17 protein-coding genes and 2 tRNA genes are annotated in these 23,115 nt (G+C 69.6%); 14 read left to right on the forward strand and 5 right to left on the reverse strand.

The annotated features are described in order from the left end of the window. Window positions 1-23 precede the first annotated feature (23 nt). The 5 genes from G472_RS38765 to G472_RS32010 all read left to right on the forward strand — a co-directional run bounded on the left by G472_RS38765 (window position 24) and on the right by G472_RS32010 (window position 3,741). Complete coding sequence (locus G472_RS38765) at window positions 24-182, forward strand: hypothetical protein (RefSeq protein ID WP_156927043.1); 159 nt, start codon at window positions 24-26, stop codon at window positions 180-182. 10 nt (window positions 183-192) lie between these two features. Beyond that, the gene (locus G472_RS0108340; RefSeq protein ID WP_029008013.1) at window positions 193-876 is read left to right on the forward strand and encodes an RluA family pseudouridine synthase; all 684 of its coding nucleotides are present in this window, start codon (window positions 193-195) and stop codon (window positions 874-876) included. Window positions 877-946: 70 nt separating this feature from the next. Next, window positions 947-1,798: a TIGR02587 family membrane protein gene (locus tag G472_RS0108345; protein WP_029008014.1), complete on the forward strand. Its 852-nt coding sequence runs from the start codon at window positions 947-949 to the stop codon at window positions 1,796-1,798. Between the two features lie 12 nt (window positions 1,799-1,810). Then, window positions 1,811-2,227 carry a hypothetical protein gene (locus tag G472_RS0108350; RefSeq protein ID WP_029008015.1) on the forward strand — a complete coding sequence of 139 codons (417 nt, stop codon included), beginning with the start codon at window positions 1,811-1,813 and terminating at the stop codon, window positions 2,225-2,227. 155 nt (window positions 2,228-2,382) lie between these two features. Further along, window positions 2,383-3,741 carry a globin-coupled sensor protein gene (locus G472_RS32010; protein WP_035691627.1) on the forward strand — a complete coding sequence of 453 codons (1,359 nt, stop codon included), beginning with the start codon at window positions 2,383-2,385 and terminating at the stop codon, window positions 3,739-3,741. An 18-nt stretch (window positions 3,742-3,759) separates the two neighbouring features. Here the strand turns inward: G472_RS32010 and G472_RS0108360 are convergent, their stop codons facing one another. After that, on the reverse strand, window positions 3,760-5,112 hold the full coding sequence (locus G472_RS0108360) for an amidase (protein ID WP_035691629.1): 1,353 nt from the start codon (window positions 5,110-5,112) through the stop codon (window positions 3,760-3,762). 113 nt (window positions 5,113-5,225) lie between these two features. On the opposite strand from G472_RS0108360, the gene G472_RS0108365 reads away from it, so the two are divergent. Both G472_RS0108365 and G472_RS0108370 read left to right on the forward strand, forming a co-directional pair. Continuing rightward, a tRNA-Asn gene (locus G472_RS0108365) sits at window positions 5,226-5,300 on the forward strand. Between the two features lie 2 nt (window positions 5,301-5,302). Then, window positions 5,303-5,379 (forward strand) — tRNA-Asp (locus G472_RS0108370). Window positions 5,380-5,423: 44 nt separating this feature from the next. Here G472_RS0108370 and G472_RS0108375 read toward each other — a convergent pair. Both G472_RS0108375 and G472_RS32015 read right to left on the reverse strand, forming a co-directional pair. Continuing rightward, complete coding sequence (locus G472_RS0108375; RefSeq protein ID WP_245593431.1) at window positions 5,424-5,723, reverse strand: DUF1488 family protein; 300 nt, start codon at window positions 5,721-5,723, stop codon at window positions 5,424-5,426. An 8-nt stretch (window positions 5,724-5,731) separates the two neighbouring features. Continuing rightward, window positions 5,732-8,293, reverse strand: coding sequence for an EAL domain-containing protein (locus G472_RS32015; protein WP_051340616.1), 2,562 nt, complete (start codon window positions 8,291-8,293; stop codon window positions 5,732-5,734). Window positions 8,294-9,142: 849 nt separating this feature from the next. Here G472_RS32015 and G472_RS36905 point away from each other — a divergent pair. Beyond that, complete coding sequence (locus tag G472_RS36905) at window positions 9,143-13,201, forward strand: calcium-binding protein (RefSeq protein ID WP_156927044.1); 4,059 nt, start codon at window positions 9,143-9,145, stop codon at window positions 13,199-13,201. 165 nt (window positions 13,202-13,366) lie between these two features. Here G472_RS36905 and G472_RS36910 read toward each other — a convergent pair whose 3' ends face one another. After that, window positions 13,367-15,349 carry a bacteriohemerythrin gene (locus G472_RS36910; RefSeq protein ID WP_051340583.1) on the reverse strand — a complete coding sequence of 661 codons (1,983 nt, stop codon included), beginning with the start codon at window positions 15,347-15,349 and terminating at the stop codon, window positions 13,367-13,369. Between the two features lie 220 nt (window positions 15,350-15,569). Beyond that, window positions 15,570-15,863, reverse strand: a complete 294-nt coding sequence (locus tag G472_RS0108395) for a hypothetical protein (RefSeq protein ID WP_035691635.1) — start codon at window positions 15,861-15,863, stop codon at window positions 15,570-15,572. Between the two features lie 234 nt (window positions 15,864-16,097). On the opposite strand from G472_RS0108395, the gene G472_RS32030 reads away from it, so the two are divergent. From G472_RS32030 to G472_RS0108425, 6 genes are all read left to right on the forward strand, one after another. Continuing rightward, complete coding sequence (locus G472_RS32030) at window positions 16,098-17,273, forward strand: efflux RND transporter periplasmic adaptor subunit (protein WP_156927045.1); 1,176 nt, start codon at window positions 16,098-16,100, stop codon at window positions 17,271-17,273. Beyond that, the gene (locus G472_RS0108405) at window positions 17,270-19,231 is read left to right on the forward strand and encodes a MacB family efflux pump subunit (RefSeq protein WP_245593432.1); all 1,962 of its coding nucleotides are present in this window, start codon (window positions 17,270-17,272) and stop codon (window positions 19,229-19,231) included. The genes G472_RS32030 and G472_RS0108405 overlap by 4 nt, the downstream gene beginning before the upstream one ends. Window positions 19,232-19,321: 90 nt before the next feature. After that, window positions 19,322-20,551, forward strand: a complete 1,230-nt coding sequence (locus tag G472_RS0108410; protein WP_029008020.1) for a PepSY-associated TM helix domain-containing protein — start codon at window positions 19,322-19,324, stop codon at window positions 20,549-20,551. Window positions 20,552-20,727: 176 nt separating this feature from the next. Beyond that, window positions 20,728-21,618 (forward strand): tonB-system energizer ExbB, encoded by an 891-nt coding sequence (gene exbB, locus G472_RS0108415; RefSeq protein ID WP_029008021.1) that lies wholly within the window; start codon window positions 20,728-20,730, stop codon window positions 21,616-21,618. A gap of 3 nt (window positions 21,619-21,621) precedes the next feature. Continuing rightward, complete coding sequence (gene exbD, locus G472_RS0108420) at window positions 21,622-22,074, forward strand: TonB system transport protein ExbD (RefSeq protein ID WP_029008022.1); 453 nt, start codon at window positions 21,622-21,624, stop codon at window positions 22,072-22,074. Further along, window positions 22,071-22,949 carry an energy transducer TonB gene (locus G472_RS0108425; protein WP_029008023.1) on the forward strand — a complete coding sequence of 293 codons (879 nt, stop codon included), beginning with the start codon at window positions 22,071-22,073 and terminating at the stop codon, window positions 22,947-22,949. Before exbD ends, G472_RS0108425 begins: the two co-directional genes overlap by 4 nt. The last annotated feature ends 166 nt before the right edge of the window (window positions 22,950-23,115 follow it).

Genomic DNA, 23,115 nt, shown 5'->3' on the forward strand with positions numbered 1-23,115 from the left:
AGGATGCGGGCGCGGAAACGGCCATGGCCTTCGGTTGCGAGGTGCGTGCGCCCAGGCACGCGGTGAACCATTCCCTGAACGGGGATCCGGTGCGCCGGGCCCGCGAACGCACCGGCAACCTGTCGGAACGGGTGGACATGCCGCCGGCCGACGACCGGTTGATCACCCGAGCGTGGGGTTGAGCGAGCGCACATGACACCGGAAGAGATCCAGGCCCGCGTGCTGCACCGCGACGGGCTGGTGCTGATCCTCGACAAGCCCGCGGGGCTACCGGTGCACGCCGGGCCGGGGGGCGGGCCGAACCTGGAACGGTACTTCGACGCCCTGCGCTTCGGCCTGCCGCGACCGCCGGGGCTGGCGCACCGGCTGGACCGCGACACATCGGGCTGCCTGGCGCTCGGCCGACATCCCAAGGCGTTGCGCAAGCTGGGCAAGCTGTTCTCCGATGGCCTGGCCGAAAAGACCTATTGGGCGGTGGTGGCGGGCGGGCCGCCCGACGAGGAGGGGCGCGTCGAGGCGCCGCTGGCCAAGGTGGCCAACCGCGGCGGCGGCTGGCGCATCGTCATCGACCCCGCGGGGCAGCGCGCCGTCACCGACTACCGCGTGCTCGGCCGCGGCGAGGGCTGGACCTGGCTGGAGTGCCGCCCGCGCACCGGGCGGACCCACCAGATCCGTGTCCATGCCGCCCATCTCGGCTGCCCGCTGCTGGGCGATCCGCAATACGGCGGGCCGGCGGGGCTGCCGTTGCACCTGCACGCCCGCGCGCTGATGCTGCCCCTGCAGTCCTCCAAGCCGCCGGTCGAGGCCGTGGCGCCGGTGCCGCCCCATCTGGACGCGGCCCTGCGGCGCTGCGGCTGGACGGGCGACGCCTCTTAAGACACCCGGGACCGCCGGGAGCCCGGCGGCGTTTCATCCTCCACCGTGACCGGGATGGATGACACGCCCCATGGCCACCGCCGACCGAACCCCCCCGCCCTCCCCCGATCCGGGGCGCCTGTTCCGCATCGGGCTGGCCCGCGCGTTCGGCGGGGCCATCCTGTTCTCCCTGCCCATGTTCATGACCATGGAGATGTGGTGGCTGGGGTTCACCATGGACCAGGGGCGGCTGGCGCTGATGCTGCTGCTGGGGTTGCCGATGCTGGTCGGCCTGTCCCATTACATCGGTTTCGAGGAAACCTTCGGCTGGGTCGACGACCTGGTGGATGCCTTTGTCGCCTACGCCGTGGGGTTTGCGGCCGGCGGCACGATCCTGCTGCTGTTCGGCGTCATCCGGCCCGACATGGCCCTGGCGGAGATCGTCGGCAAGGTCGCCTTACAGGCGCTGGCCGGTGCACTCGGCGCCTTGCTGGCGCAGAACCAGTTCGGCCAATCGACCGACGCCCCACCGGCCCGTCGCCGCATCAGCAGCTATCGCGGCGAGCTGTTCATCATGGCCGTGGGCAGTCTGTTTCTCGCCTTCAACGTCGCACCGACCGAAGAGATGGTGCTGATCGCCTACCAGATGGCCGAGTGGCAGGCGCTGGCGCTGGCCGGGTTGTCGCTGGTGCTGATGCACGCCTTCGTCTACGCCGTCCGGTTCAGCGGCCAGGAGGCGCGCCGCCCGGCGGACGGCCCGTGGTGGAGCCTGTTCCTGCGCTACACCGTGGCGGGCTACGCCGTGGCTCTGGCGATGAGCCTCTACGCCCTGTGGTCGTTCGGCCGACTGGACGGGATGGGGCCGGAACCGGCGGTGATGGCGACGGTGGTGCTGGGCTTTCCGTCCGCCATGGGCGCCGCCGCCGCCCGCCTGATCCTGTGACGGGCGACGGCCATGGATGATCCGACCCTCCGCCCCGGCATCACCGCCGCCACCGGCCCGATCTCCCGGTTGGAATGGGCGGTCGCGGGCCTGGGCTGCCTGCTTGTCGCCGGCGTGATCGGCTATCTCTTCTACCTCGCGGTCTTCGTCCCCGACGAACCGCCGGACATCGTCGCATCCGTCCAGCGTGTGGCGGACACCCGAACCGGCTACCGGATCGATATCCGTACCGTGAACATGGGCGGCACCACCGCCGCCGAAGTGAAGGTCGAAGGCACGCTGTCACACCGGGGACAGCCGGTGGAAACCGGGGATGCCACCATCGACTTCGTGCCGCCGGGTTCCGAACGGACGGTCAGCCTGACCTTCCGCCGTGATCCCCGCACCCATGAACTGGACGTGCGGACGGTCGGCTTCCGTACGCCGTAACCGTGCCGCCACAGTCCCGGTCAGGCCCGGATTTACATACATGGATATGATGAAAGTTGGACCAATCCGCGATAAAGTCTCCTTCGTACATCCGATCGCATCGCCCACCGCGGTGCTCCACTGCGATAACGAAACGCGAAGGGGGCCGGAAGGCCATGGCCGCTATCGATTCTGCCGACAGCCAGCGCAAGCGCCTGGCCGCATTCGCCATCACGGAGCGGGACCTCGCGGCGTTGCGCGCCAACGGTGCCTTCGCCGAAAACCGTCTGCCCGCCCTTCTGGAAGACTTGCACGCCGCCTTCGCGTTGTGGCCGGAGATCCAGTCGGCTTTGCGCGACCCGGAGGTCCACGCCGTCCGCGTCGCCCACTGGACGCGGGTGGTGGCCGGACGCATCGACGACGGGTTCATCGAGTCGGCCCGGCGTTTGGCCCGCGCCTTTTGTGCACATGGCGTCCCCGGCTATGCCGTCGCCATCTGCCACCATACGGTCTGCGGCGGCATCGCCCGCGAGCTCGGCCTCGATGACGACGGTGGTGGTTTTTCCTTGTTCGGCGGACGGGCCAAAGCCGACAAGGCCGCCCTGCGCCGGGCGCTGGAGAAGGTGACCTGGCTGGATCTGGAGGTCCTGCTGGAAACCTACGCCGAGGCTGAACGCGACGCCAAGCGGACGCTGCTGAACGGCTTTGCGGACAGCTTCGAATCGAGCGTGAAGGGCATCGTCGAGGACACCGTGTCCGCCTCCGACACCATGCGGGGCAACGCCCAGCGCATGTCCGACCTCGCCGCGGCGACCCGCCACCGCTCGATGGAGGTGGCGACGGCGGCCGGGCAGGCGTCGGCCAACGTGCAGACCGTGGCCTCCGCCTCGGAGGAGCTGACCGCATCCATCGGAGAAATCGGCCAGCAGGTCAGCCGTTCGGCGAAGATCGCCGGGGATGCAGTGGCGGAAGCGGAGCGCACCAACACCACCGTCTCCGGCCTCGTCGACGCGGCGCAGAAGATCGGCGACGTGGTGCAGCTCATCAACTCCATCGCCGGGCAGACGAACCTTCTGGCGCTGAACGCCACCATCGAGGCGGCGCGGGCCGGCGAAGCCGGCAAGGGATTCGCCGTCGTGGCCTCGGAGGTCAAGAACCTGGCCAACCAGACAGCCAAGGCCACCGAGGACATCGCCCGCCAGATCGCCGGCATGCAGGATGCGGCGCGCGGCTCCGCCGACGCGATCAAGGGGGTCGGCGCGACGATCAACCACATCAACGAGATTGCGACCACCATCGCGGCGGCCGTCGAGCAGCAGGCGGCCGCGACCCGGGAGATCGCCCGCAACGTCCAGCAGGCCGCGGAAGGCACCCAAAGCGTCACGGGCACCATCGGCCAGGTGAATGCGGCAGCGTCCGAGACCGGCGGTCTGGCCGATCATGTCCTGGAGTCCGCGCGCACGCTGCACCATCACGCCGGCGCGCTGAGCACCAACGTCCGCACCTTTCTGGAGCGGATCCGCAACACCGCATGACGGCGGTGCTGGGCCGGATCAGCGGGGCCGGACCACCGGTTCGGCCGCCGCTGCCATGGCCAGCAGGCGGCGGTCGTCGCCGGCCGCCCCCATCAGCGACAGGCCGCAGGGCAGGTCGCCCGGCGCCTGCATGGGCAGGGTGATGGCACAGCGGTCGAGGAAGTTGGCCAGCGACGGATTGCGCAGCACCAGCGTGTTCAAGCGGGTGAAGGCGTCGTCATCGGCGATGTCGGCGAAACGCGGGGCGACGCAGGGCACCGTGGGCAGCAGCAGCGCGTCATAGGCGCGGGCAACCGCATCGACGCGCCGCATCAGGTCTGCCCGGGCGTGCAGCAGGTCGATGTAGTCGGCTGCCGACAGGCCGGCCCCGCGCAGGATGCGACCGCGCACGCGCGGATCGTAGCGGTCGCCCGTCGCGTCCAGCCGGCGGCGATGCCGGGCGTAGGCTTCCGCCGCCGGAAAGCCGCCGGCGGCGTTGACCACCGGGATCTCTCCCAACTCGGCCAGCGTGACCTCGCTCACCTGCGCACCGGCGCGGCTGAGGCGGCGGCAGGCGGCATCGAAGGCGGCGGCCACCGCCGGCTCCAGATCGTCCAGCACGAGGGTGCGCGGCACCGCGAGGCGCAGGCCGGTCAGCGCGACCGGCGCCGGCATCCCCTCCGCCGCCTCCCCCGCCAGCACGGCGTCGGCCAGGGTGCAGCACGCGACCGTGCGCGCCAGGGGTCCCACCGTGTCGAGCGTCGGCGACAGGGGCACCGTGCCGTCCCGCGGCACGCGGGCCTGCGTCGGCTTGAAGCCGACCAGCCCGCACAGGGCCGCGGGGATGCGCACCGAACCGCCGGTGTCGGTGCCCAGCGCCAGCGGCACCATGCCCGCCGCCACCGACACCGCCGCCCCGGAGGACGAGCCGCCGGGAATGCGCGCGGGATCGGCGGGATTGCCCGGTGTCCCCGTGTGCGGGTTGAGCCCCAGGCCGGAGAAGGCGAACTCGGTCATCGCCGTGCGCCCCACCACCACGGCGCCGGCGGCCCGCAGCCGCGCCACCGCGGCGGCGTCGCGCGCCGCCGGTGGCTCGCCCGCCGGGACGCGCGACCCCGCCGTCGTCACCCGCCCGGCCTCGTCGAACAGGTCCTTCACCGATACGGGGATGCCCGACAGCGGCCCCCGCCGCCCGGCACGGCGCAACAGGTCCTGCGCGTCCGCCTCCAGGGGGGCGGTGTCGGTGTGCACCGCAGTGAACGCCGGACGCTCCGTCTCTCCCGCCGCCGCGATGGCGGCCAGAGCGGCGTCGGCCAGAGCGCGGGCGGTCGTGCGGCCCGCGTCCAGGGCGGCGAGCAGGGTATCGATCGGCTGGGCGGGATCGGCGGTCATGAGTGCATCGGGCGGAAGGTGAGGGGCGGCCATCCTACACCGGCGATTTCGCGTCTGCCCGCAAACTTTCCTCTTGCGCACCCCCCGAGATCCGGCTTATACAGCGCGCCTCTTCCGGCGTGGCGCAGCGGTAGCGCAGCGGACTGTTAATCCGTTGGTCGTAGGTTCGAATCCTACCGCCGGAGCCAGCGCGGGTGTAGCTCAGTTGGTTAGAGCGCCGGCCTGTCACGCCGGAGGCCGCGGGTTCAAGTCCCGTCACTCGCGCCATTTTCCTTCCGCCCCCTCCCCGGGGCGCCCCCGGACGGGGGCGATCAGTCGGGGGCGGCCCGTTGCAGATCGCGGGCCGTCAGGCGGATGTTGGCGTCCGCATCCAGGTTGCGGTCGATGATCCGGATCTCCACCGCCCGTTCGAACACCGGCCGGTTGATGCAGACCAGTTCCACCGCCTCCTCCGGCCTGGGCCTGTGCCCGGCCATCGTGTGCAGCGCCCGGCGCGTCACGAACACACGGCCCTGATACTCCCCCACCTCCACCGCGAACTCCACGGCATCGGCCTCCTCGTTCCACACGGGGTCGTCGGGGAATCGGAACAGCGGCATCCTGTCGGTCATCCTTTTCATCAGGCCCGCGGCAGCAGATCGCGGTTGAACAGGCTTTCCAGATCGTCGGGGGAGACGGCGCGGCTGACCAGATAGCCCTGGATCTCGTCACAGCCGGCCTGCTGAAGGAGTGCGACCTGTTCGGGCGTCTCGACGCCTTCGGCGATCGCCCGCATTCCCAGCGCGTGGCACAGGCCGATGATGGCGCGGACCAGGTCGGCGTCGCGCGGCGTGGCCTCCAGCCCGGCGATGAAGGTGCGGTCGATCTTCAGGGCGTGCACCGGCAGCGTGCGCAGGCTGCCCAGGCAAGACTGACGGGTACCGAAATCGTCGATGGCGATCGCCACCCCCAGACGATTCAGGGCGGTGATGGCCGCGGCCACCGGCTCCGGATGGTCGGACAATGCCTGCTCGCCCAGTTCCACCTCCAGCCAGCAAGGCGCCAGGCGGGTGTCGGCCAGCACCGCGGCGACCATGTCCGGCCAATCCGCCACCGCCATCTGGAAGGCGGACACGTTGACCGACATGCGCACGGCGGGCAGCCCGCGGTCCTGCCAGCGGCGGTTCTGAAGACAGGCTTCGCGCAGCACCCAGGCGCCCAGCTCCGGCATCATGCCCATGCGCTCCACCGCCGGCAGGAAGTCGCCGGGAAGGATGACGCCGGCGTCCGGGTGGTTCCAGCGGATCAGCGCTTCGGCCCCGGCCATGCGGCCCGTGGTCATGTCCACCTTGACCTGGTAGGCCAGCGAGAACTCCCGGTCCTCCATGGCCCGGCGCAGGCGGTTCTCCACCGTCAGGATCTCGCGGCTGCGGGCGTTCAGGGCCGGCGAATGGATCTGGAAGCAGTTCCGGCCGATCTGCTTGGCCTGGTACATGGCCACGTCGGCCCGCTTGATCAGCGTGTCGGCGTCGGTGCCGTCGTCGGGATAGACGGCAATGCCGACGCTGGTGGTGACGAACACCGGGCGGCCGTCGACGTCAATGGGCTCGCGGATGGCGGCGATGGCCCGTCCGGCCAGCTTGGCCGCGTCGGCCGGGTCGGTGAGATCGGGGAGCACGATGACGAACTCGTCGCCCCCCATGCGCGACACCGTATCCCCCTCGCCCACGCAGGCGGACAGGCGCCGCGCCGTCTCCTCCAGCACCCGGTCGCCGGCGTCGTGGCCCAGCGTGTCGTTGATGCGCTTGAACAAATCCAGGTCGAGGAACATCACCGCCAGCCCCGTGCCGTGCCGGTGCGCCGCGGCGATGCCGATGCCCAGCCGGTCGAGCAGCAGCCGGCGGTTCGGCAGCCCGGTCAGCGCGTCGAAATAGGCGAGGTTGCGCACCTCCTCCTCATGGCGTTTGCGCTCGGTGATATCGGAAAAAATGGCGGCGTAGCGCACCGTCCCGTCGTCGCGGATGGCGTTGATGCTGAGCCACTGGGCGTAGACCTCACCGTTCTTGCGGCGATTCCAGATCTCACCGCGCCAGTGCCCCCGGACCTTCAGGTCCGCCCACATCTGGGCGTAGAACTCCGGTCCGTGGCGCCCCGATTGCAGGAAGCGCGGGTTGTGCCCGCGCACCTCGGCCGGCGCGTAGCCGGTCAGACGCGTGAAGGCGGCGTTGACGTATTCGATCCGCCCGTCGGCGTCGGCAATCATCACGCCTTCCACCGACGCCTCGATCACCTGGCGAGCGAGCGTCAGGTCCCGGCGCGAGTTCAGCAGCGCCTCGTCCCGTTCGCGCAGCGTCGCGTTGAGCTGGTTGATGTACTCGTACTGCAGCGTCGCCAGAATGTCGGAGAACGACAGCAGGCCGACGAAGACCCCGCCCTCCCCGGTCACCGCCAGGTGGCGGATGCCGTGCGCCGCAAACAGGTTGCGCGCCATCAGCAGCGGCGCGGTCGCGGGAACGGCGACGAGCGGCCGGCTGGCCACGGCGCCGACGGTGCCGTCCGACCGCCGCTGACCCGCCAGGCGCACCAGATCCCGCTCGGTCAGCATGCCGGGACCGGGGGCCCGGTCGGAGTCGGCTCCGGTCCCCGCACCGGCCAGGACGATGGCCGCCTCCGCGCCGCCGTCGCGCATGCGCGCCGCAGCCTCTTCGAACGACAGCCACGGCTCCAGCAGGACCGGCGTCCCCGACATGACCGAGCGCACGTCGCGCAAAGTCAGGTACTGTTCCACACCGTGGTTCACCACCACGTCGGTCTGGCTGAGCATGCCGACGGGCGCGCCTTCCCCATCCACCACCAGCAGATGCCGGACCCGTTCGTTGCGGAACAGCAGCCCCGCTTCGCCGACCGACGCTGACGCGGCGATGCTGCGCACCGGGCTGGTCATGACGTCGCGGATGGGCCGATCGAAACTCTCCGTGCGCGAGAAATCGATGCGCAACGCATCCCGTTCGGTCCAGATGCCGACCGCGCGGCCGTTCTCGATCACGATGATGGAACTGTGGTGCTGTTCGGCCATGGTGCGCGCCGCCTCGCACACCGGCGTGTCCGGATCGCAGGATAACAGGGCCAGAGTGGCAATGGCGCCGACCGTGCGGGCCGGCGCGGTGGCCGGTGCCTCGGGAACGGCTGGAAGCGATTGCATCATCACGCGGTCCCTCGCCGCCACCGGATGCCGGACGGCAGGCGTAAGCACCCTCGGTCGGCAGGGAATCGTACGCCCGGCCGAACGTATGCGTCAAGCTGCGGACGGCCGGGCGTACAGGGCTCCGAGTCCGGGCTGACGGAGATTTGGGCCCTGATGGCATCGCGGTTCGGTTCGGGCGCAGCCGACCTTCGATGGCGCACCGCAGGCCGGAGGGGCGCCGTGTCCTATGCACAGGCGGGACCGGTCGTCGGTGAAAGCGACGTCGAGCACACGGATTCGCGAATGGACTCAGATTCTCCGGTGACTTTCCACCGTACCTTTCCTTTCGGCGCCCTCCCCCCGAACGGGCCGCACCGGCCCATCCAATAGCACAATATCCGTCTCATACGGTCGGCAATTGATCACTTCCATCAATTACCGACGGTATCAGATCAGACACCACACCCGGGGGTTCGTTCAGCCGGGCGCTTACGCTGAGGCGTGCAAGGTTATACCGGAGTCGGGAAGCATAGTTACAATTCGTAGAAATTTACTTATGGATCGGCGTTCGGATGCTTTGTTACTTTTGATTAGTAATAATCACCAAGAACACGGTCGATGATCGCCATGGCTAATGGCATGCTATCATGTCAGTTTGCCGGAAACTCTCATGGCAACCGTATCCCCGGCAAACGGGCGCATGCGGAAATTGTGCGGCGTCTGCGCGGAGTCCGTCGCCCCCGGCGTTCCTTCCCGGGAAGCCGGCCGGCACCACCCCTGCAAAAGGGATGCGGAGAGACGCTCCGTTCACTCTGACCCGATCCCTGGTCGACCGTCGCAGGATGCTGCGCCTCTGAAGAACGGGACGTGCAGGTCGATCAGGGCGATTTTCCGGAACGATCTTTTGGAGAACAGCTAATGCCCGCCGAATTTACGGGAATGTACGCCTATACGATCAATGTTTGGAACGGGCAGTACATCATCAATGATCTGTACAGCCCAGCGCAGGGTGGGCAACGGGTAGTTGAACGATCCGGAGCGACGAATGACGGCGTGTTCAGTCCGGGCGAGCAGTTGTCGATATTTGAAACTGCGGCCAATTCTCTGGACTATGTCACAGCTTTCTTTTCAGGATACTACGATGATGGCATAGTTCTCAAAGTGGTGTGGCAGCACCCGTTGCCGCCATATCCGCTGGAGGAATACCGTATTCTCCTGACCGACAAACAGTATGTCGGTCCGCAAACGATTCGTTATTGGGATGTTTTTTTCACGCCCGATTTTTTCGGTGGCCCCGGCAATGATGTCCGGACGGGTGGAACAGGCCACGATCTTCTGTTGGGTCGAGGGGGGAACGACACCCTGTACGGCGGTGCCGGCCAGGATCTGCTCGACGGTGGTGCGGGCGATGACGTTCTGGATGGCGGCATTGCCAGCGATACGCTTCTGGGCGGGGATGGCAACGACCTGCTCCGGGGTGGATTCGACAATGATCTGCTTGATGGCGGTGAGGGTGATGACACCCTGGATGGCGGGTCCGGCAGCGATACGCTTCTGGGCGGGAGTGGCGTTGATCTTGCCGTATTCGATGGGCCCTGGACGTCGTACGTCGTTATCAGGATTTCCAGCAACAACTACGTGGTCTACGGACCGGATGGTGCGGACACTCTGACGGACGTCGAGTACATCCAATTTGCGAACGACCCGCCGGTTCTCGTGTCCACCATGGGGATCTCGCTGCAACCAACCCCGGACAGCGATCTTTTGTTCGGGACGACCGGCTCCGACGTCATCTATGCCCTGAACGGTGATGACACGGTGTACGGCTTGGCCGGTGCCGATTACCTGTTCGGCCAGGAAGGCAATGACGACCTTTTCGGTGGCACCGACAACGACCTGCTGGCCGGCTGGTTCGGAAACGACCGGCTGTTCGGAGACGAAGGCGACGATCAACTCTTCGGCGACGACGGCAACGACACGCTGGTGGGCGGCGAGGGCGATGACACCCTGTCCGGCGACGCGGGCACGGACCTGCTGTTCGGCGGTGCGGGCAACGACATCCTGCACGGCGGCACCGATGATGACGGGCTGACCGGTGATGCCGGTGACGACCAGCTGTTCGGCTGGACCGGCAACGACACGCTGGACGGCGGAGAAGGCAACGACCTGCTGTCCGGTGGAACCGGCAACGACACGCTGGTGGGCGGCGAGGGCGACGACACCCTGTCCGGCGACGCGGGCGCGGACCTGCTGTTCGGCGGTGCGGGCAACGACATCCTGGACGGCGGCGCCGACGATGACGGGCTGACCGGCGATGCCGGCGACGACCAGCTGTTCGGCTGGACCGGCAACGACACGCTGGACGGCGGAGAGGGCAACGACCTGCTGTCCGGTGGAACCGGCAACGACACGCTGGTGGGCGGCGAGGGCGACGACACCCTGTCCGGCGACGCGGGCGCGGACCTGCTGTTCGGCGGTGCGGGCAACGACATCCTGGACGGCGGCGCCGACGATGACGGGCTGACCGGCGATGCCGGCGACGACCAGCTGTTCGGCTGGACCGGCAACGACACGCTGGACGGCGGAGAAGGCAACGACCTGCTGTCCGGTGGAACCGGCAACGATCTGCTGTCGGGTGGGCAAGGAAACGATACTCTGGCGGGAGGCGAGGGAACGGACACGGTCAGCTTCGACGGCGCTCTCTCGGACTACAGCATCACGCAAGAATCGAACGGCGCTTATCGGGTCACCGGCACCGACGGCGTGGACACCATCACGGATGTCGAGTACATCCGATTCGGTGCCGGGTCTCCCATTCTCCTGTCGAACTTCCAGACCGGCGCCACACTGGCGATCGCCGCCACCGACGCCGACAAGACGGAAGGCAACAGCGGCACGAACGCCTTCACCTTCACCGTCACCCGCTCCGGCGACACGACGGGGGCGAGCAGTGTGGCGTACGCGGTGACGGGCAGCGGCACGGATGCGGCCACCGACAGCGACTTCGGCGGCGGCACCCTGCCCTCGGGCACCGTGACCTTCGCGGCCGGCGAGACCTCCAAGCTGATCACCGTCGCCGTTGCCGGTGATGCCACGGTCGAACCGGACGAGGGCTTTACCGTCACCCTCTCCAACGCCTCGGGCGCAACGATCACCACGGCGACGGCAAGCGGCACCATCCGCAATGACGACACGGCCCAGACCGGCGCCACACTGGCGATCGCCGCCACTGACGCCGACAAGACGGAAGGCAACAGCGGCACGAACGCTTTCACCTTCACCGTCACCCGCTCCGGCGACACGACGGGGGCGAGCAGTGTGGCGTACGCGGTGACGGGCAGCGGCACGGATGCGGCCACCGACAGCGACTTCGGCGGCGGCACCCTGCCCTCGGGCACCGTGACCTTCGCGGCCGGCGAGACCTCCAAGCTGATCACCGTCGCCGTTGCCGGTGATGCCACGGTCGAACCGGACGAGGGCTTTACCGTCACCCTCTCCAACGCCTCGGGCGCAACGATCACCACGGCGACGGCAAGCGGCACCATCCGCAACGATGATACCGGCGGCTTGGTGATCGACTTCGACCCCACTCCGCACTATACGCCTCCCCCGCCGATCATCGTCACGGCACCCGTGATCGAGAGGACCACCGAGATGATCGGCGGCGTGCCGGTGGAGACGATCACAAGCCGCGGCGGGGGGCTGTCCACGGTCGCGGTGCAGATCGGTCAGACGCCGGGCAATACGGCAAACCCGGTCGACGTGCCGATCGCGGGGACATCGTTGCGCGCGGCCATACCCGGTGGCATGGGGCTGAGTGCCACGGGACCGGAGACGGTGCTGCAGCCCGAGGGTGCCCGTGGCGCGCTGATGTCGTCGGTGCTCTCGCTCACCACGAATGTCAATGAACAGGGCAGGATCGGTTCGGCGATCAACACGTACATGTCGAGGCTGCCAACCTACGCAAACGTCATGGTTCGCACCATAACCCCGGTGGCGCCGAGTTTCCCTCCGGCGGGTGCTCCGCTCGCCATCGCGGGAAGCGGTTCCGAAGAAGCTGTTATCCTGGACGTCCGCAACCTGCCTGACAGCGCCGTGGTCCAGGTCGACAACATCGGCTTTCTGGCCCTGGTCGGCGATGTCAACGTTATCGGCGGCGCCGGCGCACAGTACGCCGTAGGCGACGACGCCGGCCAGACCATGGTGTTGGGGGAGGACGACGACACGCTGCGCGGCGGTGGCGGCAACGATTTCGTCGGGTCCAAAGGCGGCGACGACGAGTTGTGGGGCGACGAGGGCTTCGACACGCTCACCGGCGGCATCGGCAACGATGTTTTGTACGGCAATCAGCAGAACGACCTGCTGTACGGCAACCAGGGCGATGACACCATCTTTGGCGGCCAGGGAGCCGACACGATCTTTGGCGGTCAGGACGGTGACTGGATCTACGGCAATCTCGGCGGCGACCTGATGTACGGCAACCTGGGCAACGACACCTTGTACGGCGGGCAGGGAAACGACACGATGTTCGGCGGACAGGGTCAAGATGTCGTGTTCGGTGGCCAGGGCGATGATGTCGTCGTCGGCAACCTGGGCAACGACACGCTGGCCGGCGGCGAAGGGGCGGACGTGTTCCTCTTCAATGCCCCGTCCGAAGGCGGCGACGTGATCGTCGATTTCCAGGCGGGGGTCGACAAGATCGCGGTGGTCAGCACGAACTTCGGCAATCTGGCACCGGGTACGTTGTCGGCATCGAACTTCGCGCTGAACAACCCGGCGGACGCCAACGACCTGTTCATCTTCAACACGTCCACCGGTGGTCTGTACTTTGACGCCGACGGCTCCGGCGCCGGCGCGGCGGTGTTGATCGCCTCGCTGAACGTCACCACGCTCCGCGCCACCGACATCCTGGTGCTTGCGAGCTGAAAAGCGCGGCCGCTGCGGGGAGGTGCAAGGATCACCCTCTCGATCAATGCCAAGGCATTGATCTGCCGGGTTTCACGGCCGGAAAATGATGGAAGTAATCATTTTCCGGCCGCATTAGAGCAACATGCGTTCCGATTGAAACGAATGTTGCTCTTTTATTTCGATCTAGTGCAATCCCCCCAGCCCCGACGCGGCCTGATGGACGGAGCCCCGGACCAGCCGTTCGACCAGGCCGCGCAGGCGGGCCCGCGCCGCGGCGTCCAGCAGGAACTTGATGTGCGTTCCCTTGGGGCTGACCGCCACCACCTCACCGGGGAAGGTCCCCGGCTCGTTCTCCAGGGTCAGGGTGAGCCGTTCGCCCCGCGGCACGTCCAGCTTCACCTCGAGAAGGGCGCCGCCCATGCTAACGTCCTTCAGGTGGGTGGAGACGCGGCGGCCCTGGTCGTCGACGACGGTGGCGAGACCGGCCGCCACGCGCTGGTGTTCGCGCCGGTCGCCGGCGGAGGAGTTGCGCAGCGTCTCGATCAGGCGGGTGCGCAGCCGCTCGATCTCGTCCGCCACCTGGTTTGCGTCGTTGAGCACCTGCGCCGACATGCTTCCGGCCTCGCGCGAGGTGGACGACACCACGCCGATGCTGTCCAGCACGCGCGAGGTGCCCGACGCCGCCACCTGCGCCCGCTCGGCAATGGCGCCGGTGGCCGCCTTCTGGGTGGCGACGGCGTCGCTCACCGTGCCGGCGATGCGGTGGATCTGCCCGATGGTGGTGCCGATGCCGCCGATGGCGCCGACCGCGTCCGCCACCACCTGCTGAATCGCGGCGATCTGCCGGGTGATGTCCTCGGTGGCCTTCCCGGTCTGGTTGGCCAGGTTCTTCACCTCGTTCGCCACCACGGCGAAGCCCTTGCCGGCCTCGCCGGCCCGCGCCGCCTCGATGGTCGCGTTCAGCGCCAGCAGGTTGGTCTGGCCGGCAATGGAGTTGATGAGCTGCACCACCTGGCTGATCCGCTCCGACGATTCCGACAGGGCCCGGACGATGTCGCCGGTGCGCGTCGCCTCCTCCACCGCCGAGGCGGCAATGCCGCTCGATTCCATCACCTGCCGCTCGATCGCGTGAATGGACCGCGACAGGTCTTCGGCAGACGCCGCAACGGTGCGCACGCTCTCGGTGGCGTCCCCGGCGTCCCCGGCGACGGCGTCACTGCGCAACCGCACGTCGTCGGCCTGGGTGTGCATGCTGCGCGCACTCTCGCGCATCTGGTTGGCGCGCCCGATGATCTCGGTGACCGACTCGCCGACCACGGATTCCAGGGTGTCCGACATCTCCAGCAGGCTCTGGCGCCGCTCGGCCTCGGCCTTGCGCATCAGGGAATCGATCTCGCGGGTCTGGCGGCGCAACTCTCCGGTGTTGGCCTTCAGCACCCGCAGCAGGCGCGCGATCCGGCCGATCGGCCCGGCACCGCCCTGCGGCACCTCCACCTCCAGGTCGCCCAGCGCCAGGCGCCCCAGGATCTCCGTCAACTGCGCCAGCGGCCCCAGGAGTCCCACCGCGAACATCACGAACAGCCCCAGCCCCGCCGCCGTCAGGCCGAGCCCGCCCCACGTCAGAGCGGTTCCCCCGGTCAGGGCGCCGGCGGTGCCCAGCGCCAGCCCGCCGGCCAGCGCCGCTGCGGTCGCCGCGGGCAACACGCGGCCGCTGCCGCCGCGTTGGTGGGCCGCCGCGGCCGGCGCGTCGCGCACGCTGTGGATGCCCAGCGAGTTGAAATAGCTCTTGTACAGCATATCCTCGCCGAGGATGTGCTTGACCAGCCAGTCGCGCAGGAAGTCGAACGCTTCGTCAGAAATGACGGCGGCACCGTCGCGCCCGAACTTGCCCTTCAGGTCCAGGACGGTGGCCTTCAGCTTCTCGTGCAGGTCGTGGTGCCGGTGGAGGACGGGATAGTTCCAGGCGCGGAACAGCGCCTCCTCCTCGGCAAAATGGCCGGCGGTGTAGGTGATCAGCTCATCCAGGATGCGGCCCAGCACCTCGGCGCCGTGGCGCGCCTCGTTGGCGTCCCAGAGCTGGTTCAGCAACTCCATCAGCCGCTTGTGGGCGTCATCGAACTCGCGGATGCCAACGGAAAACTTGTCATCCCAGGCGATCAGCGACATAGGGCCCCCGAGCCGAATGCGCGACGAACCGACTGCCGACCCATTCGGCAGTCAGTGGTCGCAACGTGCGCAAGTCTATCGCGCCGGCGGAGCGGCGGCGACGGCACCGACCATGCGGCGACCGAATGCCGCACGGCATTGATCCAGCGCAAGTTTACCGTGCAGCCGGGGGGCGTGGAGAGGAGGGGGTGTCAGACGCGCAGATTAAACCGTGTGCCCGTCACACGCGCACGTCGAGCAGCGAGCCGCGGCTATGCCCGTAGGTGCCGTTGGTGCGGGCGTGGATGGCCCGTGCCTGCGTGTCGATCTGCTGGCCGGTCTGGGTGCTGTTGCGGGTGTCGCGGCTGTTGTCCGCCTTGCCCGCCGCCTGCGGGGCCGCCAGCGTCTGGGTGCGCGTCTGGGCGGTTGTCTGCTGTGCCGCCACGGCCGCCGGGGCGATGACCGCCTGGACCGTCGGCGTGACCGGCGGCGGCGATTTCACCAACTGGGTGGCTATGAGCGGATTTAACTGCATGTTAAAAAATTTAAGCCCGCAGCGCCCGATTCTCAAGGCCCGTTTCGTCGCACGCCCCGGATCAACCGTTTTTTTCGGATTTCAACCGCGGCGCATTGCCGCAGTGCACTCGTTACACTCTGTTACACGAAACCCGCCCGCCGGACACATTGCGGCAAAGCGGCGATCCGACACTGCATCCATATGGTAAGACGCAGCCGGCCTCGGGGCCGGATCGACAGCGGTGGACGGGCGATGACGGCAAGACGGACGATGGCGGCGGTGCTGACCGTCGCGATGGTGGCGGGCGGCGGATCGTGGTGGCTGCTGAACGCGCGGGCCGCCACGCCGCCGGACCTGCCCACCCGCACGGTGGTGCTGGGGACGGTGGAGGACACGGTGTCGGCCGTCGGCACGGTTCAGCCGCGCACCTATGTCGATGTGGGCACGCAGGTGTCCGGCCAGCTCCGCCGCATCCATGCGGAGATCGGCCAGGCGGTGGAGCGCGGTGAGCTTCTGGCCGAGATCGATCCCACCGTGTACGAGGCGCGGGTCGCCGCCGACCAGGCGCAGCTTCAGATGCAGCGCGCCCAACTGGCGGAGCGCGCGGTGCAGCTCGAACTGGCGGAAAAGCAGTACGAGCGCCAGCGGCGCCTCTACGCCTCGCGCACGACCAGCGAAACCGCCCTGGAAACCGCCGACGCCAATCGGCGCACCCTGGCCGCCCAGATCGCCGCGACCGAGGCGCAGATCCGCCAGACCGAATCGTCCCTGAAGGGCAATGTGGCCAATCTTGGCTATACCAAGATCTATGCCCCCATGACCGGGATCGTCGTCGACGTCACGGCGCGCGAGGGGCAGACGCTCAACGCCAACCAGCAGGCACCCATCGTTCTGCGGATCGCCGAACTGGACACCATGACCGTGCACACGCAGGTGTCGGAGGCCGACGTCCCGCGGCTGACCATCGGCATGCCCGCCTACTTCACCACGCTGGGCCAGCCCGACCGCCGGCGCCGGGGTGTGCTGCGCCAGATCCTGCCGACGCCCGAGGTGGTCAACAACGTCGTCCTCTACGGCGCCCTGTTCGACGTGGAGAACCCCAACCACGACCTGTTGCCGCAGATGAGCGCCCAGGTCTTCTTCGTGGTGGCCGAGGCGCGCGACGTGCCGGTGGTGCCGGTGTCGGCGCTGAGCCCGGCGGCCGGCGGCAAGCAGACCGTCCGCGTGCTGGAAGACGGCCGTCCGGTGGAGCGCCCGGTCGAGCTGGGTGCGAGCAACCGCGTGCTGGCCCAGGTGCGCTCGGGCGTCACGGTGGGCGACCGGGTCGTCGTGGCCGGGCCGCCGGCCGGCGGCCGGCCGGCCGGCGGCCCCGGTGGCGGATTCGGCGGACCGCCCGGCGGCGGCTTCCCGCGGGGGCCGCAGCCGTGAGCGCGCCGCCCCTCATCACCCTGCGCGACATCACGCGCAGCTTCCGGCGCGGCGACGAGACGGTACCGGTGCTGCACGGGATCTCGCTGGACGTCCACGCCGGGGAGTTCGTGGCGATCATGGGCGCCTCGGGCTCCGGCAAGTCGACGCTGATGAACCTGATCGGCCTGCTCGACCGGCCCACCGGCGGCAGTTACCGGTTCGACGGCCGGGAGGTGGCGGACCTGGACGCCGACCGGCGCGCGGTGCTGCGGCGCGAGGCGTTCGGCTTCATCTTCCAGCAGTACAACCTGCTGCCCTCCGCCAGCGCCCTGGACAACGTCGCCATGCCCGCCGTCTACGCCGGCCGCACCGCGCCGGAGCGCCAGGCGCGGGCGGCGGAGCTGCTGACCGCGCTCGGCCTGGGGGAGCGCATGGACCACCGGCCGAGCCAGCTCTCGGGCGGCCAGCAGCAGCGTGTCTCCATCGCGCGCGCCCTGATGAACGGCGGCGCGGTGATCCTGGCCGACGAGCCGACGGGAGCCCTCGACAGCCGCAGCGGCGCCGAGGTGATGCGGTTGTTGCGCGACCTGAACCGGCAGGGCCACACGGTGCTGCTCATCACCCACGACCCGGCGGTCGCCCGCCAGGCCGACCGGGTCGTGGAGATCCGCGACGGCCGCATCGTCGCCGACGACCGCACCCGCACCGACGCCGGCGATGCGGCGGACTCTGCCACTGCCGAACCCGTCCGTCCGGCGACCGGCGATCGGCGTGCCGTCACCGCGCGCGACGTGGCCGAGGCCGGACGGATGGCGCTGCAGGCGCTGCGCCACAACCTGCTGCGCACCCTGCTGACGCTGCTGGGCATCATCATCGGCGTGGCGTCGGTGGTGGCCATGCTGGCCATCGGCGACGGCGCGCGCGAGCAGGTGATGAACCGCATCTCGTCCATGGGCACCGACCTGCTGCTGATCCGGCCGGGGGCACCCAATCTGCGGCCGTCGGGCGGGGTCACCGCCACCCTGGTGGCCGAGGACGCCGACGCCATCGCCGGCCTGCCCAACGTGGCGGCGGCGGTGCCCGAATACCCCGGACAGGCGACGCTGCGCATCGGCAACCGGGACTACGCCACCTCGGTCGTCGCCACCTCGGCCGACTTCCCGGTGGCGCGGGCGTGGCCGGTGGACTCGGGCATCTTCTTCACCGCCGACGACGTCCGCCGCTACGCCCCCGTGGCGGTGCTGGGGCGCACGGTGGCGCAGGCCCTGTTCCCCGACGGCCGCGATCCGGTGGGCGCCTACGTCCTGTTCAACAACGTGCCCTTCCAGGTCATCGGCGTAATGGGCGCCAAGGGCGCCTCGCCGGGTGGCAGCGACATGGACGACGTCGCCTATGTGCCGCTCAGCACCGGCGGGCTGCGCCTGTTCGGCCAACGCTACGTGCGCTCCATCACCGTGCAGGTCGCCGACGTCTCGGCCATCGCCGCGACGCAGGAGGAAATTCGCCAGCTTCTCATCGCCCGCCACCGGGCCGAGGATTTCCAGATCCGCAACATGGCGGCGATCCTGCAGACCGCCATGGAGACGCAGGACACCATGACCCTGCTGCTCGGCTCCATCGCCGTGATCTCGCTGCTGGTGGGCGGCATCGGCGTGATGAACATCATGCTGGTCAGCGTGACCGAGCGCACCCGCGAGATCGGCGTGCGCATGGCCACCGGCGCGCGCCGCATCAACATCATGCTGCAGTTCAACGGCGAGGCGCTGGCGATCTGCACCCTGGGCGGAATCGTCGGCGTCGCCGTCGGCCTGGGGGCGAGCTGGGCGCTGGGTGCCTTCGGCCGGCCGATCCTGGTGACCCCCGGCCCGGTGATCCTGGCCTTCGGCTGCGCCTTCGCCACCGGCCTCCTGTTCGGCTTCCTGCCCGCCCGCAAGGCCGCGGACCTGGATCCCGTGGTGGCGCTGGCGTCCGATTGACGGTTGCGGCCGGCGAACGGCGTCACCGGCCCTTCTTCGCATCGCGCTTCACGCCCTCTCTTGCGTGGATTTTTCTGAAAGGCACCAACGATGGACCGATACGAAGCCCCGCCGGCGGCGCGGGCCCACCATACCGCCGCGTCCCGATCCCAACGCACCTGGTACCGCGTGCTGCAGCAGTTCCATCTGTGGTGCGGCATCATCCTGTGCGTTCCCCTGGTGGTGCTGGGAATCACCGGCAGCATCCTGGTGTTCGAACACGAACTGGAGGATCTCTTCACCGGCGGGCCCGCACGTCCCGCCACGGCTGCCGGCGCCGCGCAGCCGCTGTCCGCCCTGGTCGCCGCGGTGGAGGCGGGCGCGCCGGACGGTTTCGCCGTGTCGCTGCTCCAGCTCCCCGCGGAGCCGGGCGATCCGGTGACGGCCCGCCTTGCGCAGGGCGGGCGGCCCGGCCCCGGCGGACGGACGGCGCTGGTCGACCCGGTAACCCTTGACGTCGCGTGGTCCGACCCGGCCCCCGGCCTGATGCGCCGGATCTTCCTTCTGCACGCCAATCTGCTGGTGCCCGACCGCAGCGGCCGCGAGGCGGTGGGCTGGCTGGGCGTGGCGATGCTGGGGCTGGGGCTGTCCGGGCTGGTCCTGTGGTGGCCGCGGCCGGGCCGCGTGGCGGCCGCCTTCACGGTGGCGCGCGGCGCCCGCGGCGTGCGGCTGCACCGGGAGGTTCACGGCGCGGTGGGCATCTGGTCGCTGGTGGTCTTCATCGTCGTCACCTTCAGCGGCGTCTATCTCGCCTTTCCCCAGACGGTCGGCGCGGTCTTTCCGGGGCGCGACCTGCGCGCCGCGGCGGCGGCGGTCCGTGTCGAGCCGTTGCCGGGTGCGCAGAGGCTGACACCGGAAGCGGCCACGGCGATCGCCACGGCAAGCGTGCCCGACGGCACCGTGCAATCCGTCGGCCTGCCCGCCCGTCCCGACCAGCCCTACCGCATCGGGATCGCCCTGCCGGGCCATGAGCACGGGGCGCCGCTGGTCAGCGTCTTCGTCGATCCCTGGCGCGGCCGGGCGGTCGAGGTGCTGGATCCGCGCACCTATTCGGTGGGCGAGACGATCGCGGCCTGGCAACGCCCCCTGCACGCCGGCCAGGGGCTGGGATGGGTCTGGAAGATCCTCGTCTTCCTGTCCGGCGCCCTGCCGCCGCTGTTCGCGGTGACCGGGGTCGCCATGTGGCTGCTCAAACGCCGCGCCCGCCGCGCCACGGCCGCCCAACGGGCGCGCGCCCGGACCGGCACGCCCCGTCCCGCCGGAGGGCCCGGAGCGGCCTGAGCCGGCGCGCCGCCGGGGTGCCATGCCCCGGCGGCCCGGCCCGGCGGATTGCGCAAAACTCCCGTGCCATGCGAGAAGACCGTTGCAGGCCAACGGTCATTGCCTTAGGAATTGCGGGTCATTCGCATTCGCACAACTGGCCTGTTCGCGCGCCCGGCACCGAAGGAGTTTCCATCATGGCTGAGACCGGCCTTCCCGATACCGCGGCTCCGCCGCCGTCGGTCCTCCCGCCGGCCGACCTTCCGGTCAACGCCGACGCGACGGCTTCGCAGGCGCCGCCCGCCGGGATGGACGCACCGCCGGCGGCGGAGGGGCCGCACCCCTTCGCACCCCCGCCGGCTGACACGGAATCCCTGACCGCGGTCGATTCCGGGCCCCTGCCCCACGATCTGTCGCCCATGGGCATGTTCATGGCCGCCGACATCGTGGTGCAGTCGGTGATGATCGGGCTGGCGCTGGCCTCCGTGCTGACCTGGACGGTCTGGCTGGCCAAGAGCGTGGAGCTGGCCGCCGCCAAGCGCCGGGTGCGGCGGGCCCTGCGTGAACTGGGCGGGTCGCGCACGCTGAGCGACGCGGCCGAGGCGCTGGGCTTCACCCGGTCGGTCGAAGGCGACCTGGTGCGCGCCGCCGCCAACGAACTGCACCTGTCCATGGATGCCGCCGACAAGGACGGCCTGAAGGAACGGGTGGCCTCGCGCCTGGAGCGAATCGAGGCGGCGGCCGGACGGCGCATGACGGCCGGCACCGGCGTCCTCGCCACCATCGGCTCGACCGCCCCCTTCATCGGCCTGTTCGGCACGGTATGGGGCATCATGAACGCCTTCATCGGCATCTCCAGGGCGCAGACCACCAATCTGGCCGTGGTGGCACCGGGCATCGCCGAGGCGTTGCTGGCCACTGCCCTGGGCCTGGTCGCCGCCATCCCCGCGGTGGTCATCTACAACGTGTTCGCCCGCTCCATCTCCGGCTATCGGGCGCTGCTGGGCGACGCCTCGGCGGAGGTGCTGCGGCTGGTCTCGCGCGACCTCGACCGCGGGGTGGTCGCGTTCGGCAAGGCGGCGGAGTAGGCGATGAGCGTCAAGCTGGACCACGGGTCCGACGATCTGGCGGAAAACCACGAGATCAACGTCACGCCGTTCATCGACGTGATGCTGGTGCTGCTGATCATCTTCATGGTGGCGGCCCCGCTCGCCACCGTCGACGTGCCCGTTGATCTGCCCTCATCCACCGCCACACCGCAGCCCCGCCCGGACAAGCCCGTCTATCTCAGCGTCAAGGCCGACCTGTCGCTGGTGATCGGCGACGACGCGGTCGAGCGTGCCCGGCTCGGTTCGGCCCTCGACGCCGCCACGGGCAACGACAAGGACAAGCGCATCTTCCTGCGCGCCGACCGCAGCGTGGATTACGGCGAGCTGATGGAGGTCATGAACGTGCTGCGGGCCAGCGGCTACCTGAAGGTGGCGCTGGTCGGCCTGGAGGGCATGCCGACGGGGGCGACGCCGGCGGCCGGATCCGCGCCATGACCCGTCCGCCCCGCCCGGCGCCGGCCGGGGCCGAGCACCGCCCGGTGCGGACGGCTCTGCGCTGGAGCGCCAGCCTGGCGGCCGTGCTGACCGCCCATGTGGGCGGTGCCGCGGCGCTGCTCGCCTGGCAGGCGCCGCCGCCGCCGGAGCCGCCGATGGCGGCCGTGATGATCGACCTGGCGCCGCTGCCCAGCGCCCCCGCCGTGGAATCGGCGCCGTCGGAGCCGTCGCCGCCCGTCGAGCAGCCGCCCGAACCCGAACCGCCGCCACCGGAACCGGAGCCCGAACCGCCACCTCCGGAGCCCGAACCGGAACCGGAGCCCGAGCCGCCGCCGCCGGAACCGGAGCCGGAACCCGAGCCGCCGCCGCCCGAAGTGAAGCCGGAGGTGGTCCTGGAGCAGACGCCCCCCCCGCCGCCGCCCAAGCCCAAACCGCCCAAGCCGGTCCGGCAGGAGCCGGAGAAGCCGCGCCCGCCGCGCCAGGCGCCCCCGCCGCCCCCTGCCCCCGCCGCGCCGGCGGCCCCCATGGCCCCCGCCGCGACGGCCGCGGCGCCCATGCAGTCGGCCCCGTCGAACCGGCCGAGCCAGGCGCTGCCGCAGTGGCGGGACCGGCTGCTGGGCCATCTGGAGCGCCACAAGCGCTATCCCCGCGCGGCGCAGATGCGCCGGCAGGAAGGGGTGGCCTATGTGCGCTTCACCATCGACCGGCAGGGCACCGTCCTGTCGGTACGCCTCGACCGCACCTCGGGCCACGGCCTGCTGGACGACGAGACGATCGCCCTGGTCGAGCGCGCCTCCCCCCTGCCCGCTCCGCCGCAGGACGTGGGCCAGGACCGCGTCGAATTGGTGGTGCCGGTGCAATTCTACTTGCGCTGACCGGTCTTCCGGCCCCCGTTGTGTTCCCGGGGGCCGGAATCAGTCGCCGGCCAGACGTCGTCATTGCCCAATCAATGACCACAAATCAGTCCTGCAAGTCATTATCATTTACAAGAAAATATTCGCACGTCTTCCTTGATCGGGCCTTTGCGCGATTGCGTGGCTC

It is taken from the genome of Azospirillum halopraeferens DSM 3675, assembly GCF_000429625.1.
Classification (GTDB): domain Bacteria; phylum Pseudomonadota; class Alphaproteobacteria; order Azospirillales; family Azospirillaceae; genus Azospirillum; species Azospirillum halopraeferens.